Raw genomic sequence first — 17382 nt, forward strand, 5'->3', positions numbered from 1 at the left:
AAGTGGTCATATTCTACTGGAATAATAGGTTGCCCGAGCCCGGATTATGGAATTTGCCATTATTTTTGGCCAGAATTCAAGTATCAGCCATGATCTCCATCATTATTTGCTCGGCCGATCAGACCGAGTTGTCCAAAGTTTCCGAAAATATCAGCAGTACAGTTGGTATTCCTCATGAAATAATCGCCATTGACAACCGCCAAGCGCGTCGCGGGATTTGCGACGTTTATAATGAGGCGGCAAAGATGGCCAGGTTCGATCTGGTGTGTTTCATGCACGAGGACATTGAAATCAGGACCGAAAATTGGGGCGTCGTCGTCTCGCAAATCTTTGAGCGGGACCCAGACATCGGCATTGTGGGTGTGGCTGGTGGCGGTTACAAGTCGCTTGCACCCGCCGGTTGGTACCAATTGGAATTTCATTCGGAAGAAAGGTCCTACCAGAATGTCCTTCAAGGTTATAAGTTCAACGAGAAGGAGGAAATCCATGCTTATCATAATCCGCGCAATGAGCGGCTTAGCCGGGTTGTCTGCGTGGATGGCCTTTGGTTTTGTACCCGACGGGTTGTAGCCCTCCGGTTTCCATTCGACGGCAAAGTGCTTACCGGCTTTCACGGATATGATCTCGACTTCTGCCTGAGCGTATTTCCGCATTACAAAATCATGGTGACCTACGACGTGCTGATGAAGCACGCCTCGGAAGGGAATTTCAACAGACAATGGCTGGACCATATCCTCAGACTGCACAAAAAATGGAGTTTCGCACTGCCGCTGACGACATCCGTTATGAGGGGAAATGAGATGTACGATATCGAAAAGCGGTCATTCAAAAAGCTCGTAGAGCAAATGATGCGCTGGAAGTACAGCTACTGGCAAATTCAGACGATGCTCTGGCACAGCGCCAAAACAAAGCAGATGTCTACCCGTGTGGTTTTCAAGGGTTTTCTTCACCTTTTGAAACTACATCTACATATTCTTCCGTTTCCGGACGAGCAAAGAACCTAGCCCAGATCAATTTGGAGCGCAAACCCCAGATTTGCCGATAAACGAAGCTCAGTTTATTCGACTTTTTATAAACAGGAATGTAGTAGAGCTGCTCATAGTTGTCCTGGATGATTCCCGCATATTCAAATGAAAAGAATGATTCGAGCCGCTCTTCGAACAGCGAACGCAGCCGATCCAGAAACGGCTGGTCGCGGTTCTTTTTGAACGACGCGCATTGCTGTACCCATGCCAGGTCTCTTTTCAGCTTCTTGATATCGCGGTTTTCGTGGTAATTCTTCCGGATCTTCTTGCGCTTGTTGAGAATATCGGTAGAAGTGGTCGTATGCTGGCGGTATCTGACCAGCGTTTCCGCGATCACTTCTATGCTGCCGAGGTTAACGGCCACATAGGCAATCCAATGGTCGTGGAAATGATTGGGATTGAATGGCAGGAATTCGTCGCGCAGGTCACGTTTGAAGAGGATACTATGGCCTGAGACGCAATTGAAATACAAAAAAACCTTGGGGTCGTCGCCACGGTAAAGGTGGATAATATCCGACATCTTTCGCTTCCAGGTCATTTGCCGGCCCTGCTCGTCCATAAATGCCGAATCGTGGTAAATCAGCAGGTTGTCGCCAATTCCCGCCACCTGTTTACTGATTTTTTCAAGATCCCAGATATCGTCCTGGTCACACAATGCAATGTATTCGCCTGCGCACAAGCCGATTGCCTTTTCGAAATTCTTTACATAACCCAGGTTTACCTCATTTTCAAAAATCCTGAAAAACGGATACTTCTCCTGGTAGGCCCGCAGGATATCAAGCGAACGGTCCCTGCTGCCGTCGTCCACGACCACGATCTCGATGTTCGGATAAGTCTGGTTTACGAGTGAATCGAGCTGTTCTTCAAGGTATTTTTCACCGTTGTAAACACACAATGCAATCGAAACGAGCGGGTAGGGGGCATTATGAATATCAGAATCGGGTCGGTTGTTCACTTTCCTGTCGTTTTAGCTTTCGCGCCCCAGGCTTTTCGGAGCGCATAAAAAAACTTGCTGGTGTCCGGCTTTTTCAAAAGCCGGAGCAATGTGTCGCGGCGCTTCCAGAGGAGTATCCCGAATGCTGCGACGAAATAGCTGTTGTTTCGGCGGAGGCTATGCTTGTATAATGCATAGATCAGCCCCTGCGCTTTTCCGGTACATTGGCGTGCGCAAAGCAAGAGCCAATGGCTTTCCATTTGCAGTGCGGCTACCTTCTGATCAACACTTTTCTCCGCCGTTTTCAATGCAAGAATATCGGTATTGTTGCCCGAATGCTGGCGGTATTTCACCAGTGCTTCCGGCACGAAATCGATGGTACCGAGGCAGGTGGCGTTGAATGCAAGCCACTGGTCGTAGTGGAAGTCATCAGGGAACGGCAGCGATTTTTGCAATACCTGCTTCTTTAATAAAATACTATGGCCAGATACGCAGTTCAAAAAAAGAAACACCTCGGGGGCGTCGCCTCGGTAAAAATTCAGCTTGTCCGAAATGCGACGGTTTATAGATTGCCCTTCGGCATTCACAAACTCGGAATCGTGGTAAACCAATGCATGGTCACCGATCAGCTTTACCTGCTTTTCAAGCTTTTCGGGATGCCAGATATCGTCCTGGTCGCAGATGGCAATGAGCTCACTTCGGCAAAGGCCTAATGCCTTTTCGAAATTCTTGTTGTAACCCAGGTTCTGCTCGTTATAATGCAGACCAATGCGTGCATCGCTTCCAGCATACTCCTCTAAAATAGCAGGTGTGGAATCAGTGGAGCAATCGTCCACAACTACCAGCTCCCAGTTGGTATACCGTTGCCCGAGGATCGAATCCAGCTGTTCTGCAAGAAATGCGCTGCCATTGTAAGTACATAGGGCAATGGATATCAGCGGCTTGTTTTCCATTTAAACGTCGGTGAATTGCTGCATATCGATCAGGCGCTTGTAGAGCCCATCGCGCGCGATGAGCTCGGCGTGGTTACCTTGTTCGATTATTTTACCCTCTTCCAGCACCAGAATCGTGTCCGCGCTCTGGATCGTGCTCAGGCGGTGTGCGATCACAAGCGAGGTCCGGTTTTTCATCAGGTTGTTTAATGCTTCCTGCACCAGTTTTTCCGATTCGGTATCCAATGCGGAGGTAGCCTCGTCGAGCAACATGATCGGTGGGTTTTTTAAAACAGCCCTGGCAATGCAGATACGCTGTTTTTGTCCGCCTGAGAGCTTCATTCCCCGGTCGCCGATATTGCTGTAATAGCCGTTCTCGGTTCCTATGATAAACTCATGCGCATTGGCAATACGGGCGGCGGCCTCTACCTGCTCCATGGTAGCATCCGGACTTCCGAAAGCGATATTCTGAAAGATATTATCATTGAAGAGCATCGATTCCTGGTTCACGAGCCCGAACATCGACCACAGCGATTCCTGTCTGATCTGCCGCACATCCACGCCGTCTATCAGCACCCGGCCTTCTGCTGTATCGATAAACCGGGGCAGCAGATCCATCAGGGTCGATTTACCGCCGCCGGAAGGCCCGACCAGGGCGACCGTTTTCCCTTTTGGAATAGTGACATTGATGGACTTAAGGACCGGCCGGGAAGGGTAGGAGAACGAAACGTTTTCTAACCGGATCGATTCTTTGAAGTTGCGCATATCGACAGCGTCCGAAGCATCGCGGATCTCCGGCTTTTCGTCGATCAGTTCGAGCACACGCTCGCCTGCGGCGATCCCCGCGTGGATGGTGCTAAAAGAGTCGGTCAATGCTTTCGCGGGGCGCATTACCTGGGAAAAAATACCGATGTAGGCTACAAATTTGGACACGTCGAGGTCCGAATTGTTATCGATAATGAGCGAGCCTCCGTACAGGACGATGATCGCTACCATGGTAACCCCCAAAAATTCCGATACCGGCGAGCTGAGTTGCTGGCGTTTGGCCATCTTGCGCCCGAGGTCAGAATAGCGGATGTTTTCCGAGTGGAATTTGTCCTTAATAGCCTCGGTTGCATTGAATGCCTTGATGATCTTGATGCCAGTGAGCGCCTCGTCGAGGTAGCTGATCATCAGCCCGAAGTAATGCTGTGCCAGCGCGGCTTGTTCTTTCAGCCTTTTTACGATCTTCGAAATGAGGAATGCCGAAACGGGAATAACCAGGATGGCAAAAAAAGTCAGCTTGGCGGAAGTGGCAAAAAGCATAAACACGTAAGCAAGTAATTGCATCGGTTCCTTGAAAACTACCTGTAAAGTACTGGTAACCGAAAACTGTACGACCCCGACGTCGGATGCGATCTTTGAGATAATGTCCCCTTTCCGCTGGTTGCTGAAATAGCCTACGTGCAGGTCCATCACGTTGTCAAACACTTGCCTGCGCAGGTTCAGCAGCGTATGGATCCGGAGGTTTTCCATGATCCGTTGCGAGAAATATCTGAAAATATTCGAAAGTAGTACCGAGCCTACGATCACCGCACACACGATCTGCAATGCGCCATGCGGGCCGAAAGTAAGGTTGGCCTGCTGCGCGTAATAGTTGAGCATGCCCGTAGGATCGAGCCAGCCGTTTTCCGGCCTGGGATCCAACTGCCCGCCCTGGTTAAGAAAAAGCGTATTCAGGAGCGGCGCCAGAAGGGCCAGGTTCAATGTATTGAATACGACTCCCAGCAGGGTACAAATAATGTATGGGACAGCAAAACGGGCAATCGGTTGAGCAAAAGATAATAATCTGAGGTACGTTTTCATTCTTAGATAATGGCACACTCGCTGTGTGCCGGAAGTAAAAAACACCGAAACCGGGTTTTGAGATTAACGCGCAAATTAATGCTTATCTGGCGAAAACAACTGTCGGTGAAAGCAATTAATTCCCGACAGGCTGTTGGTTAATACGATACCCGGGTAGGACGAAAGGTTGGAACGAATGAGCAGAAATAGGAAAAAAGCGGACAATCGACGCCGAAACCAACTTTTTAAAACAAGTCGTTGTTCAAAAGTAAACCGCCAGACAATGATTACTAATTCCGATATATTTCCGATTGAAACAGGCGACTCCATGCCTGTAACCACCTATAAGGCAGCCCGCTCGGTTGCCGGGCTTGTCGCCAGCCATTTCGAGCGGCACCACCAGGCGGTTTCCAAATATTACGAGCAGGAACTGGCCCCTATTCCCGATGCCCGGATCGTAGAGACGATCATCGATACGACGTTCTGGGCGAGCCTTCGCCGGGAAGAAGGCCGTTCTCCCAAGGTTTCGATTGCCTATCTGCCGCCCGAAGCTGCCGAACATCCTCTTATTTTCACCGAGAAACTCGCATTGACTGCCAACACTCTTACCAAGCTCGCACCCGCCGTGGAGCGCTCAGGTATACACCTGGGCGTGTGGCTGGAAGACGGCGAACTGCGGATTTGGGGCACGACGCGCGTCATTCCGGGACTGTGCTTCGTACTTGAAGTGATCGAGCCGGGAATGCTGGTGGTGAAACACCGAAGGGTGGAAGGCTTTGGCAAGTTCGTCAATATGGCTGTGCTGAAAGGCGATCAGGTGAAGATCGTCAACGAAGAAAGCCGTAAAGTGAAAGACTGCCCCTCGCTGATCAACTCTTTAATGGGTTTTTCTTCCACTACCTTATGGAGCGATTACCCGAACCTGCTCGTACAGCTTGCCGCATCCATGCGCAGCCATGAGCGTGGTGGAATATTGCTGGTGGTTCCCAAGGGCAAGGACCGCTGGCGCGACTCGATCATCCATCCGATCACCTACGACGTTCAACCGCCATTCTCCGAGCTGGCCGACCTGCACCGTAAGTACGTGGAAGATCCTAATCCGATCACCTGGCAGAACCAGTTCAGTTCGGCCGTGCATAATATGGCAGGCTTGACGGCCGTGGATGGGGCGACGATCATCAACGACCGTTACGAATTGCTCGCATTCGGCGCGAAAATCGGCCGTGCGCAGGGTGCGAAGCCGGTGGAGGAAATACTAACAACCGAACCGGTGATCGGCAATACCGCCTTAGTTGTGCACCCAGTGCAGAATGGCGGTACGCGGCATTTGTCGGCGGCTCAATTTGTCCACGATCAGCGCGATGCGATTGCGCTCGTTGCATCTCAGGACGGCCGCTTTACGATATTCTCATGGTCGAAATGCGAGAATATGGTGCAGGCCCACCGGGTAGACGCCCTGCTGCTATGATCCGAAAGGGAAGAGTTCCAGCTGCTCAGGGTCTTTGTATTTCCGCGATTTGACCTCTGGTTCATGGAAGTTGGACAATGAGATACCGAGCAATCGCACCGCCTTCCCTTCCAGGTCAAGCTTTTCGAGCAACTGTTTGGCCGTGTCGGTAATGGTATCGAGGTCCCCGATGGGGTGGGCGAAAGAATAGTTGCGGGTGATCTGTGTAAAATCGCTGAATTTGACTTTTAATGTGACCGTCCGGCCTTTCAGCTGGTTTTTTTCGAGACGATTAGCAACTGTTACGCCAATGCGGTCAAGTTCTTTGTTCATTTCGTCCGGCGTGGTAAGGTCGTAGGTGAATGTGTCCTCGGCCCCGAGTGATTTCGTTTCACGGTGCGTTTGCACCTGCCGGTCATCGATCCCGCGCACGATTTTGAAATAGAAGTGGCCGGTTTTGCCGAAATGGTTCACCAACTCGTCCTCCGAGAGCTTTTTGAGGTCCGAACCATTAAAAAGTTGCATTCCCTTCATTTTATCGGCGGTGACTTTCCCTACCCCGTGAAACTTCTCGACCGGCAACTGGTCCATGAAGCTTTCAATTTTGGATGGACCAATAAATGTCAGCCCATCGGGCTTGTTGATATCCGAAGCGATTTTTGCGACAAACTTATTGACAGACACGCCCGCCGAAGCGGTGAGGCTAAGTTCTTCTTTAATGGATTGTTTGATCTGCCTGGCAATTTCCATCGCCGAACCGATGCCCATTTTGTCCTCGGTAACGTCCAGATACGCCTCGTCCAGAGAAAGCGGTTCAATTAGATCTGTATAGCGGGAGAAAATCTCCCGGATGCTTCTGGAAACAGATTTGTAAATCTCAAATCTCGGATGCACAAATATGATCTGCGGGCAAAGCTGAATGGCCTGCCGCGAGGGCATCGCCGACCTTACCCCGAATTTACGCGCCTCGTAGCTAGCCGTTGCCACTACACCACGGCCAGTAGGAGAGCCGCCCACCGCGAGTGGTTTGCCCCGGTATTCAGGGAAGTCGCGTTGCTCGACCGACGCGTAAAATGCATCCATATCGATATGGATGATCTTGCGAACCGGTGAAGTATTTGGCGTTTCCTGCATTGAAAAAGGCAAGTTTTCGGGTTAAAGAGGTTTCTGCAATTAAAAACAAATTAAATAACATTGCATTCGCATCACAAGGCACTTTTTTTTCGTAGTAGGTGAATAAATCCGCAACCTGTCTGTAACTAGCCGGTTATTCATTTACTCAATTCCTTAGAATATTTCGATGCGATACACTATACCTCTGTTCAATTGCTTTTTTGCCACCCTTTTTATGCTCTTCATCAGCCTTGGCACGGCGGAGGCGCAGGATCGTTGCGGTTCGATGGAGTTGCTTCAAAAACGGTTCACCGATAAGCCCGCTCTTAAACTGATGTTCGATCAGCGGCAGGTACGGATTCAACAATTGGTCAATGAAAGAATAGCCTCGGGCAAGATGCTCCGCACAACCGGCCCCATCACGATCCCGGTAGTATTCCACGTTGTGCTCAGCCGGCAGTCGATGGTGACCGATGCCCAGATCATGGCCCAGCTGGACACGATTAACAAAGACTACGCCGGAACCAATGGCGGAGCCGCAAAAATTCCTTCGTATTTCAAATCGCTTTTCGGGCAGTCGGGCATTCAGTTCTGCCTTGCGCAGCGCACACCCAATGATGCCCCGTCGACAGGTATCGAGCGCTACACCACTACGCGCAACTCATTTGACTACACCAATAATCAGGTGAAGCACGCCGAATCGGGCGGGGCCGATGCCTGGGATACCGATAAATACTTAAATGTTTGGATCTGCGACCTTTCGGGAAGCACATTGGGTTATGCCACTTTCCCCGACGACGGCGTAAAGGACGAGCAGGGCGTGGCTGTCGACTATGCCTCGCTGCCGGGCGGAGCCGCTACCGGATTCAATCAGGGAAAAACACTGACACACGAAATAGGGCATTATTTTGATTTATACCACATCTGGGGTGACGACAACGGGGCTTGCACGGGAACCGACAATATCGACGATACCCCCAATCAAAGCAACAGCACCACAACCTTTCAGACCGGCATGGTGACCGATCGCTGTACTTCTACGGCGCCGGGAATTATGTACCAGAATTTTATGGACTATTCCCCGGATGCCACCCTTTTCATGTTCACCCAAATGCAGGTAGCGCATATGGAGGAGATCTTTGAAAAATATCGTTCATCCCTTTTACTTTCCAACGCCTGCACGCCGGTCGATGTCAAGAAAAAAGATGCGTCCCTGAAAACAATTCGTCAGCCGGCACAGCGCATTTGTACCAATACACTCACACCGCAGATCACTTTGGTTAACAGGGGTAGCGAGACACTCACTTCACTGATAATCCACGCCGTGATTGATAATGGAACCGTGCAGAATTATAATTGGACGGGTTCCCTGGCTACTTATGCGGAAACAACCGTGACTTTGCCGACCCTTGCAACAGTGGAGGGCAATCACATTCTGAGTATTTCCACCTCGAACCCGAACGGGGCTGCCGACGAGGACACTTCGAATGATGCACTAAGCCTCGATTTTATCTATTACGAACCTTTTGCCACGCCTGTCAAGGAGGGTTTTGAAGGACTTTTCCCGCCGCAGGGCTGGGATATTGTAAACGAAGACAACGGTTCTACGTGGGAAAAAACAACTTCGGCCTCTAAAACTGGCAATGCGTCGGTGAAGATCGGGAACTTCGGCAACCAGGTAGTAGGCCAGCGCGATTACCTCCGCTCGCCGACGGTCAATACCGCAGGGGCAGACTCCGCATTCGTCTCCTTCCAGGTGGCAGCTGCGACATATACCAGCACTTCCACCCAGAACAATGTGTGGGATACCTTGCAGGTGCTTATTAGTACAGATTGCGGACAGACTTACACAAGTCTCTACAAAAAATGGGGATCGAGCCTGATTACACGCAACGCGGCCACGCGGACTGCATTTACGCCCGGCATAAATGAATGGCGGCGTGAGGAGATTAATATCGGCAGCTTCATTGGCCAGGGCGAAATACTCGTGGCGTTCCTAAACACCAATGGAAACGAAAACGATATTTATCTTGACGATATCAATATCAGGACCGTTACGGTGAATCCGAACCTGAAAGAAGCGGGATTCCTGGTAACGCCCAACCCGACGAGCGGGCAGGTTTCGGTGCAGTTCTATCCGCATCCTGAAAAGCTGAAATCTGTTTCGATTTATAATGTAGCCGGGCAAAAAATAGCCGAAACCGTCATTACGGGAGAAGTAGCTTCCAACGTGTATAATTTTGACCTGACTACCTTTCCCTCAGGCCTGTACATAGTGAAAGCGGAGTTCGAAGACCGCGTACTGACGAAGAAGATTGTGAAGAATTAATGGACCGCCGTCGAATGGTGAATTTTGACTGAGTGACCGGCGACCCGGTCACTCAGTCATCAATATATCCTCTTAACGATCACCTTGCTGTTGGTTTGCGAAATGGCAAACTCCTTTGCGTTCTCGTTGGGTGGCGCGATAAAAATCTGTCTTTTTTTCTTGCCGTCGGTATTCACCCAGTTCGCTGAATAGAGGTCCGGAAGCTGCCCGGTGTAGATCGGGTGATGGTCCGAGTACATAAACACTTCTTCCTGTTCGAAAGCCTGTTCGAGGTCGCTACCTTCTATTACGTCACAGATAATCTTCAAACTGCCTGAATCGTCTTCTACCAGACCTTTAATCCGGGCTTTCCCGTAAAAAGGGTCTTCTTCAAATTCCCAACGGATATAGTATTCTATTACGTTTCCGATCTGAGACTCAATGTAGTCGGCAGTTAGTAATTGTTCCTGGTGCATGGTCGAAGTTGGTTTTTTACACTCCTTAATACTTAGCAAATCCAAACCGCCCCTTTATGGGCGCTTTTGACAAATGTAATCGTAAGCACGATGTTTCCAAAAATAATAGGACGCGTTTCATAGATATTTGAAAAATTACGATCAAAGGGACATTTGCAATGCTAAGAGCGGTTGGGATGGTCCTGCACATATAGTTGCATAGGTTAGTTGTGTAAATGTATTTCTAATGTTATTTGTAGAACTCTTTTGTTGCGGCGAAGTGCCTGTTTTATCACCTCGGGAAACATAGCGGTATGGTTTTTGTCGGTAAAGGCTAAACAAATTACTTTTCGGGACGCCGTCCCGTCACTTAGCCAAGAATGATATGAGAAAAACTCAACGAGCCAATGAGCCTGTGCCGTGTCCGGTCCCGCTCATTTTCCTGAGGATCGGCTTCTTTTTGCTACTGTTTTCCGGTCCGATATCCCGAAGCAACGCACAGCAGGCCGGGCCGGATTCAACCCGAAAAACAAAGCCTGATACACTCGCAAATCCGGCACCGGTACTGAAAACGAATCCTGCAACAGCCCGCCCCGCCCCCGATACCCTCCCCAAGCCTCAAAATACCACCGATTCTGCTTCCAAATCCTCCACTTCACCACTGGTGAAACCCACGCAGAACTTCGATCCCCTGGTTAAGCCAGCCCCTCAAAAAGATACATTAAACAAAGCCAGCACTCCGGCTGCCGGGGTTCCGGCCGCCGGGACGCCGGCCGTAGTCAAACCCGACAGTGCCCTAACGCCTGCACAGACGGGGAATACGAACGCCGCGCAACCTGCACAGCATGCAGCGCAAACACCCGATTCAGCCACCGCGCAGAAACCTTCTCCCGGCGGTCCGACCGAAGCGGGTCCTGATGCGCGTGACATAAAAGGGGTGGTAAAAGACGAAAAGGGTGCTGGAATGCCCGGTGTGGCAGTTTTGGTAAAAGGTACTCAGATACAGGCTATTACCGAACCTGATGGCTCTTTCCAGATGAAGGTGCCTGCGAAGGGCGGGATACTGGTGTACAGCTTTGTGGGTTTTACGACCAAAGAAATGCCCATTACCGATCTTACAACATACAATGCCCAGCTTACCCCTGAGGCCAGGGCTTTGAAAGAAGTGGTAGTGGTAGGGTATGGCGCTCAAAGCAAACGCGACCTGGCCAGTTCGACATCCCGGGTTGCATCCCAGGATTATAAGTCGGCGGTTATCAATACGATCGACCAGGCTATTCAGGGACGCGCTACCGGCGTGCAGGTGGTCGAAAGCTCGGGTGAGCCGGGAGCTTCTGCGGTGGTCAGGATACGCGGTAACAACTCGCTGAGCGGGAATAACGAGCCGCTCTACGTGATTGACGGTTTTCCGATGCCGCCTCACCGTGAAGCGGGGACCAATTTCTATGGTTCCTATACACAAAACGGTTTGTATGGGATCAATCCGAACGACATCGAAAGCATGGAAATCCTCAAAGATGCTTCTGCAACGGCCATTTACGGTTCGCGCGGTGCAAATGGGGTGATTTTGATCACTACAAAATCGGGCAAGCGGGGAGAAGGTCGTGTGGAGCTTGTCAACAAGACCTCCTTCGGACGGGTAGCGAACCCGATCCGTATGATGAACTCCCGCCAATATGCGGAGGTGATCAACGAAAGCTTCCGCGTGTCCAACCGGAATCCGCCGTTTGAAAACCTGGACAGTAGCATGACCAACACCGACTGGGTGGATGCCATTACACAGCCCAGTTTCAGGCAGGATATTACGTTGAGCCTTTCGGGAGGCAGTCCCAAATCGTCCTATTACATTTCCGGCAATTACCTCAAAGACAAGGGGACTATCATCAATTCGAACAATGATCGGGCGAGCTTGCGCGTCAATCTGAACAATGAGATCAACGACTGGTATACGGTCAAAGGCCAGGTTTCATTTAGCCGCCAGAAAACCAACCGCGCTGTAACAGCCTCGCGCGCGTGGCCAAGCTCGGGTGGGCTAATGGACGGGCTGCGCGCTGCGCCTACGCTGGAAATCGATTATCTGGGCAATAACAGTCTGGGTATTCCGAACTACCAGGGGTATTATTTTTCCAATCCATATAATGAGCTGATGGCAAAAACCGATGTCACGCAGAGCGATTACTCGATTTTGAATATTGAAAACTACTTTAAAATCGCCAGTGGACTGCAGCTGGTCGTGAGCCTGGCGGGCAACCAGAACCTTACACGGCGAAAAGTATTCCTGCCGCCTTCCACGGCCGAGGGGAACCAGGTGAAAGGAAAAGGCAGTAACAACACGGCTAATACGTATAGCTATAACTTCAATTCGTATCTGCAATACGAAAGGACGTTTAAGAAGAATCATTACCTCAATGCGACGCTGGGTGTGGAATATAACGACCAGACTGTTGAATTCGTCAACACCAACTCGTCGGGTTTCGCGGTACCGTTTTTCGGGGTCGACAATATCGGCAGCGCGTCATCGCAGGTAATCGCTTCATATAAGGAAAAGCGGATTCTGCAGTCCGGTTTCCTGCGAGCGAACTACTCTTTCAAAGGAAAGTATGTATTGAACGCCTCTATCCGTGCAGACGGTGCTTCGGCATTTGCGGCCAATAAAAAGTACGGGGTTTTTCCGGCGGTGGCGCTTGCATGGAACCTGGATCAGGAGGAATTCATGAAGGGGGTTACGTTCATTTCGAATACCAAGTTCCGAGCTTCCTATGGCGAAACTGGCAGTCAGGCTATCGGACCTTACTCGTCGCTATCGCTTTATAGCCCCGGGTTTTATGAAATGGGGCCCGGCGGCGATGGGGCGGTGATCAATACAGGTGTTTTTCCCAACACGATTGCCAATCCGAACCTTTCATGGGAGCGGACAAGGCAGTTCAATGTCGGGGTAGATTTCAATGCCGTTAAAGACAGGGTCGTGCTGAGCTTCGATTATTACAATAAAGTCACTTCGGATTTGCTTCAACAGCGTAAAGTACCGACGCAATCGGGCGTGAGCACGATCATCGACAACTACGGTACCATGCGTAACCGTGGTGTGGAATTGAGCATTCAGGGAAACATCATTCAGAAAAAGAATGTGACCTACTCGACGCGCCTGAATATTTCGAGGAACGTAAATACGCTGGTCGACCTTGGTGACCGCACCCAACCCGATTATGTGAATATCAATGGTAACCTGCTGGGAGGCGTTTCTGGTATACTGGTTCCCGGGCAGGAGATCGGCCGCTTTTTCGGTTACCGCGTGGACGGTTTGAGCCAGAAAGATGACTTCGACGCCGACGGCAATCCTAAATTCGCCACTTTTGAAGGCCCGCGGCCGCCCGGCTCGAAGGGCAGCCCGCTTTACGGCGCATGGAAGTATTCGGATGTAAATGGCGATGGCATCATTACCGCCGACGACCGCGTGGTGCTCGGCAAGTCTACACCCGATTTTACATTCGGATGGAGCCATGACCTAACGTGGAAGAATTTCGCGGTCAATGCATTGTTTACAGGTTCGGTCGGAAACGATGTGCTGAACCTGACCCGCTTCTATATCAGCAATGGTGTCGTCGATTACGGCGGAGTAGGGTTCAACCAATCTGAGGAGTGGTTTGAGAACCGTTATACTGAAGCCAAACCACACAATAACCCCAAATATCCGGGTGTGCAGCGCGGCATCGCCTCAGGAGATATCAACTCGGTGATGCTGGAAGACGGCAGTTTTGCCCGCTTGAAAATGCTTACGGTTTCTTACACGTTCCCTAAACTCGGCCCGATCCAGAACCCGCGGTTATTTGTAACTGGCACCAACCTCTGGACCTGGACCAACTATTCCGGTTTCGATCCCGAAGTGAGCTCCTATGCGCAGTCGCTGCTGCAACAGGGTATCGACTATGGTGCCTATCCGGCTCAGCGCTCGTACACCATCGGGTTCTCCTGCAATTTCTAGTGTTGACCAACGCATTTGAAAAACATGAAAATACATATCAAGATATCCGTAATGCTGCTCGCTCTGCTGGGCATTACATCCTGTAAGGATAATCTGGAAGAGTCGCCCTATTCCTCGCTGGGCAAAGATGTGGCCTTCAAAGACGAGGAAGGCCTGAACCAGGCGACCATTGGCGTGTACCAGGCCTGGACCACCACCGATCATTCCGATATTTACAACCGGTTTATTCTCGCCGAGTCGGGTCACCGGTATGCGACTGCCGGCATTCTGGGTTCTGGCGCCGATCCTTACTACCGTTTTGCGCATACGGCCGTCTCGGGCGCGTTCGAATCGGTGTGGTCGCGGTTTTACAAGATTATCTACCGCGCCAATACGGTGATCGACAATGCTAAATTGGCTGTTCCGGGCGAGGAAGAAGAAGCCGACCCCTATATCGCCGAAGCGCGTGTGCTGCGGGCTTACGCCTATTTTAACCTGGTAAGGTTGTTTGGCGGGGTGCCGCTGATTTTGAAAGAAATCAAATCGTTCGAGGAAAAGGACCTGATTTTTGCGCCTCGCGCTACGGACGCACAAGTGTACGAAGCCATCCTGGCCGATCTGGCTTTTGCTGAAACGGTTCTTCCCGATTCGCGCGGCGGTGCGGAGCTGGGGCGGGTATCAGCTGGTACTGTCAAGGCATTAATGGGTAAAGTTTACCTGACAATGGCCGGCAAGCCTTTGAACAGGACAGAAAACTACCAGAAATCCATCGAAAAGCTGAGCGAGCTTGTGGGGCCGGTGAATGAGGAAAAGTACGATATGGAGCTGCTGCCGGACTTTGCCGATGTTTTCGCATTGGCCAATGAGCGCAATCGTGAAATTGTCCTTTCGTTCGGCTATTTTGTCAATCCTTCGAATCAGAACGGGAATATTTTGCCTTTCCATTTGTTTCCCTCGGGTTTGGTGAACGGCGATGAGCAGACCAATTATGGTTTGACTTACGATTATTACAAGCTGTTCGACAAAACAGATACGCGCCGCGACTATACGCTGGTATCCAGGTACGCTTTCACGGGCGGCGCTCGTGCGGGAGCCGAGCCGGGTGATAGCATTATTTACGACCCGAAAACGTCGCATTACCTCAACCAGCGGACCAAGCAGCCGTTTTCACACGACGATTTCAAATACGGGATCGCATTTGGGAAACTTGCGCGCGAGGCGCGACCTGCGGGAGCCCCCGTGCAAGGTTACAGCTCGGATCTGATCGAAATGCGATTTTCGGATGTGTTGCTCATGCTGGCCGAAGCATTGGTAGAAACTGGCAAACCTGCCGAAGCGCTTCCGTTGCTCAACCGCGTCCGCGCCCGTGCAAAAGCGGCGCCTTCGAAAGCCGCTGGTGTGCCCGCATTGCGTGCCGCTATCCGCACCGAACGCCGGCTGGAACTAAGCGGGGAATTCAATACGGTGTTCGATATCCGCCGCTGGGGGATTTTAAAGGATGAGATAGCTGCTATGTCAGACGACCAGATCGTCGACAATGTGCTGATCCCATACACGCCGCGCCTCGAACTGTATCCAATCCCGCAATCGCAGATCGATGCCAACCCGAATCTGACGCAGAATGAGGGCTGGTAGCGGAAATCCGGAGTTTCAGATGTAATTTCAGGTTTTAAATTACACTATGAAAACTTCTTTCAGACCGGTTTACGGTGCGGTACTTCTGACGGGCCTCGGCCTGCTGGCCTCATGCCAGAAGCACCTGGCCGTTTCCAAAAGCGAATACAAACAGTACGGCATCGACCAGCAGGTCGGTGCCGATTCTGCTATAATCCGGTACTACCAGCCTTTCAAGGACAAGATGCAGGCTGAAATGAACCGCGTCGTGGGTCAGACTGAGGAGGCGCTCACAAAGCCCTCCAACCCTGAAACACTCATGGGTAATTTCTTTGCCAACGCAATGCTTAAAGAAGGCTTGAAGAAAGACCCCACCATACAATTCACGCTGGCCACCAAGGGCGGCCTGCGTACCACATTCCCGAAAGGCAATATCACCGTGTCTCATGTTTTCGAACTTATGCCGTTTGAAAATGAAATGGTTGTGCTTAAACTGTCGGGACAGAATGTGCAGCAGGTCATCGATTTCATAGCCAGAAAAGACGGCGAGCCCGTTGCCGGCATCCGTATGAAGATCAGGGACAACAAGGCCTACGATGTCACGATCGGTGGGGAGCCGTTCGATATCAGCAAAACTTATAACCTGCTCACCTACGACTACCTTGCCGACGGCGGTGACGACCTCGAATGCCTCCGCAACCCGCTCGAACGCCGGGAGATCAACCAGAAAGTAAGGGAAGCATTGTTTGAAAATATTAGTGACCTGACCCGGCAGGGCAAGAAAATAACCGCTCAACTCGATGGAAGAATTATTTCAGATAAATAGGAGAGATTTCCTCAAAAAGAGCGGTCTGGCTGCCGTTGCATTGGGCTTTGGCACGGTATCCGCCTTCGCCAAACGTGACTCGGTCGTTCAACTGACGATTTTGCATACCAATGATGTTCATAGCCGCATTGATCCTTTTCCGATGGACGGATCGCGTAACCAGGGGTTAGGGGGCGTGGCGCGTCGTGCTGCGTTGGTGAAGAAGATCCGCTCCGAGCAGCCCAATGTGCTTTTGCTGGATGCAGGCGACGTTTTTCAAGGTACGCCCTATTTCAACCTTTATGGCGGCGAGCTCGAATTTACGATCATGAGCCAGATGGGTTACGATGCTTGCACGATGGGTAACCATGATTTCGATAATGGCATTGCCGGTTTTGTAAAGCAGCTCCCGCATGCCAACTTTCCGTTTTTAGTCAGTAATTATGATTTTAACAATACAGGGCTGAAAGGTAAGACGCTGCCTTATAAGATCTTCAAAAAACAGGGTCTGAAAATCGGTGTGTTCGGGGTATGCATCGAGCTGGAAGGCTTGGTCAATAAAAAGAATTACCTGGAAACGGTTTACCTCGACCCGATAGCCAAAGCCAACGAAATCGCCTCGTCGCTCAGAAATGATCAGCATTGCGATTTTGTCATTTGCCTCTCGCATTTAGGATACAAATACAAAGAAAATAAGGTCTCAGACCAGATTTTGGCTAAATCGACACGAAATATCGACCTGATTATCGGCGGACACACACATACATTCATGAAGGAGCCGGAGCCAATTTTGAACCTGGATGGCAAGGTTACGACCATCAACCAGGTAGGCTTCGCGGGCATTAACCTCGGCCGTCTCGACTATTTCTTCGACCGCGACAGCGGAAAACAGAAAATGGTATCGGCCGTGCTGCCGGTGCGTGACTGTGTGTGACTGCGTGAGTGATTTTGAATGAGTGACCGG

Annotated in this window: 12 protein-coding genes; 7 read left to right on the plus strand and 5 right to left on the minus strand. The window is 50.8% G+C overall.

The window, feature by feature from the left end; all coding sequences use genetic code 11:
• Nucleotides 1-89 precede the first annotated feature (89 nt).
• Entirely contained in the window at nt 90-1004 is a 915-nt protein-coding gene (locus tag IEY24_RS02865) for a glycosyltransferase (protein WP_229221243.1), read from the plus strand.
• On the opposite strand, the gene IEY24_RS02870 is transcribed toward IEY24_RS02865, so the two are convergent.
• The 3 genes from IEY24_RS02870 to IEY24_RS02880 are packed head-to-tail and all read right to left on the minus strand — an operon-like array spanning nt 934 to nt 4736.
• Nucleotides 934-1980 (minus strand): glycosyltransferase family 2 protein, encoded by a 1047-nt coding sequence (locus IEY24_RS02870; RefSeq protein WP_188928446.1) that lies wholly within the window; start codon nt 1978-1980, stop codon nt 934-936. The two genes, IEY24_RS02865 and IEY24_RS02870, sit on opposite strands and share 71 nt — an antisense overlap.
• Complete coding sequence (locus tag IEY24_RS02875; RefSeq protein ID WP_188928448.1) at nt 1977-2912, minus strand: glycosyltransferase family 2 protein; 936 nt, start codon at nt 2910-2912, stop codon at nt 1977-1979. The genes IEY24_RS02870 and IEY24_RS02875 overlap by 4 nt, the downstream gene beginning before the upstream one ends.
• Nucleotides 2913-4736, minus strand: a complete 1824-nt coding sequence (locus IEY24_RS02880) for an ABC transporter ATP-binding protein (protein ID WP_188928450.1) — start codon at nt 4734-4736, stop codon at nt 2913-2915.
• 262 nt (nt 4737-4998) lie between these two features.
• Between IEY24_RS02880 and IEY24_RS02885 the strand changes: the two genes are divergently transcribed.
• Complete coding sequence (locus IEY24_RS02885; protein ID WP_188928452.1) at nt 4999-6183, plus strand: putative sensor domain DACNV-containing protein; 1185 nt, start codon at nt 4999-5001, stop codon at nt 6181-6183.
• Here IEY24_RS02885 and dinB read toward each other — a convergent pair.
• Nucleotides 6178-7296: a DNA polymerase IV gene (gene dinB, locus IEY24_RS02890; protein ID WP_188928459.1), complete on the minus strand. Its 1119-nt coding sequence runs from the start codon at nt 7294-7296 to the stop codon at nt 6178-6180. The two genes, IEY24_RS02885 and dinB, sit on opposite strands and share 6 nt — an antisense overlap.
• A gap of 214 nt (nt 7297-7510) precedes the next feature.
• Between dinB and IEY24_RS02895 the strand changes: the two genes are divergently transcribed.
• Entirely contained in the window at nt 7511-9604 is a 2094-nt protein-coding gene (locus IEY24_RS02895) for a M43 family zinc metalloprotease (RefSeq protein WP_229221245.1), read from the plus strand.
• 59 nt (nt 9605-9663) lie between these two features.
• Here the strand turns inward: IEY24_RS02895 and IEY24_RS02900 are convergent, their stop codons facing one another.
• Nucleotides 9664-10059: a hypothetical protein gene (locus IEY24_RS02900; RefSeq protein WP_188928462.1), complete on the minus strand. Its 396-nt coding sequence runs from the start codon at nt 10057-10059 to the stop codon at nt 9664-9666.
• A 364-nt stretch (nt 10060-10423) separates the two neighbouring features.
• Here IEY24_RS02900 and IEY24_RS02905 point away from each other — a divergent pair, with 364 nt between their 5' ends.
• Genes IEY24_RS02905 through IEY24_RS02920 form a run of 4 tightly spaced genes read left to right on the plus strand, consistent with a single transcriptional unit; the run spans nt 10424 to nt 17352 of the window.
• On the plus strand, nt 10424-14020 hold the full coding sequence (locus tag IEY24_RS02905; protein ID WP_188928466.1) for a SusC/RagA family TonB-linked outer membrane protein: 3597 nt from the start codon (nt 10424-10426) through the stop codon (nt 14018-14020).
• Nucleotides 14021-14044: 24 nt separating this feature from the next.
• A complete protein-coding gene (locus tag IEY24_RS02910) occupies nt 14045-15634 on the plus strand; it encodes a RagB/SusD family nutrient uptake outer membrane protein (protein WP_188928468.1) in 1590 nt (529 codons plus the stop codon).
• A gap of 46 nt (nt 15635-15680) precedes the next feature.
• Nucleotides 15681-16439, plus strand: coding sequence for a 5'-nucleotidase C-terminal domain-containing protein (locus tag IEY24_RS02915; protein WP_188928470.1), 759 nt, complete (start codon nt 15681-15683; stop codon nt 16437-16439).
• Nucleotides 16414-17352, plus strand: coding sequence for a metallophosphoesterase (locus IEY24_RS02920; RefSeq protein WP_188928472.1), 939 nt, complete (start codon nt 16414-16416; stop codon nt 17350-17352). Before IEY24_RS02915 ends, IEY24_RS02920 begins: the two co-directional genes overlap by 26 nt.
• The last annotated feature ends 30 nt before the right edge of the window (nt 17353-17382 follow it).

The sequence above is a fragment of the Dyadobacter endophyticus genome (assembly GCF_014641595.1).
GTDB lineage: Bacteria > Bacteroidota > Bacteroidia > Cytophagales > Spirosomataceae > Dyadobacter > Dyadobacter endophyticus.

What these genes read in the sequence shown, in the direction of transcription:
- IEY24_RS02895 (WP_229221245.1), top strand. Translation starts at nt 7,511, where the DNA reads ATGCTCTTCATCAGCCTTGGCACGGCGGAGGCGCAGGATCGTTGCGGT.
- IEY24_RS02885 (WP_188928452.1), top strand. Translation starts at nt 4,999, where the DNA reads ATGATTACTAATTCCGATATATTTCCGATTGAAACAGGCGACTCCATG.
- IEY24_RS02875 (WP_188928448.1), bottom strand. Translation starts at nt 2,912, where the DNA reads ATGGAAAACAAGCCGCTGATATCCATTGCCCTATGTACTTACAATGGC.
- IEY24_RS02920 (WP_188928472.1), top strand. Translation starts at nt 16,414, where the DNA reads ATGGAAGAATTATTTCAGATAAATAGGAGAGATTTCCTCAAAAAGAGC.
- IEY24_RS02900 (WP_188928462.1), bottom strand. Translation starts at nt 10,059, where the DNA reads ATGCACCAGGAACAATTACTAACTGCCGACTACATTGAGTCTCAGATC.
- IEY24_RS02910 (WP_188928468.1), top strand. Translation starts at nt 14,045, where the DNA reads ATGAAAATACATATCAAGATATCCGTAATGCTGCTCGCTCTGCTGGGC.
- IEY24_RS02915 (WP_188928470.1), top strand. Translation starts at nt 15,681, where the DNA reads ATGAAAACTTCTTTCAGACCGGTTTACGGTGCGGTACTTCTGACGGGC.
- IEY24_RS02880 (WP_188928450.1), bottom strand. Translation starts at nt 4,736, where the DNA reads ATGAAAACGTACCTCAGATTATTATCTTTTGCTCAACCGATTGCCCGT.
- dinB (WP_188928459.1), bottom strand. Translation starts at nt 7,296, where the DNA reads ATGCAGGAAACGCCAAATACTTCACCGGTTCGCAAGATCATCCATATC.
- IEY24_RS02905 (WP_188928466.1), top strand. Translation starts at nt 10,424, where the DNA reads ATGAGAAAAACTCAACGAGCCAATGAGCCTGTGCCGTGTCCGGTCCCG.
- IEY24_RS02865 (WP_229221243.1), top strand. Translation starts at nt 90, where the DNA reads ATGATCTCCATCATTATTTGCTCGGCCGATCAGACCGAGTTGTCCAAA.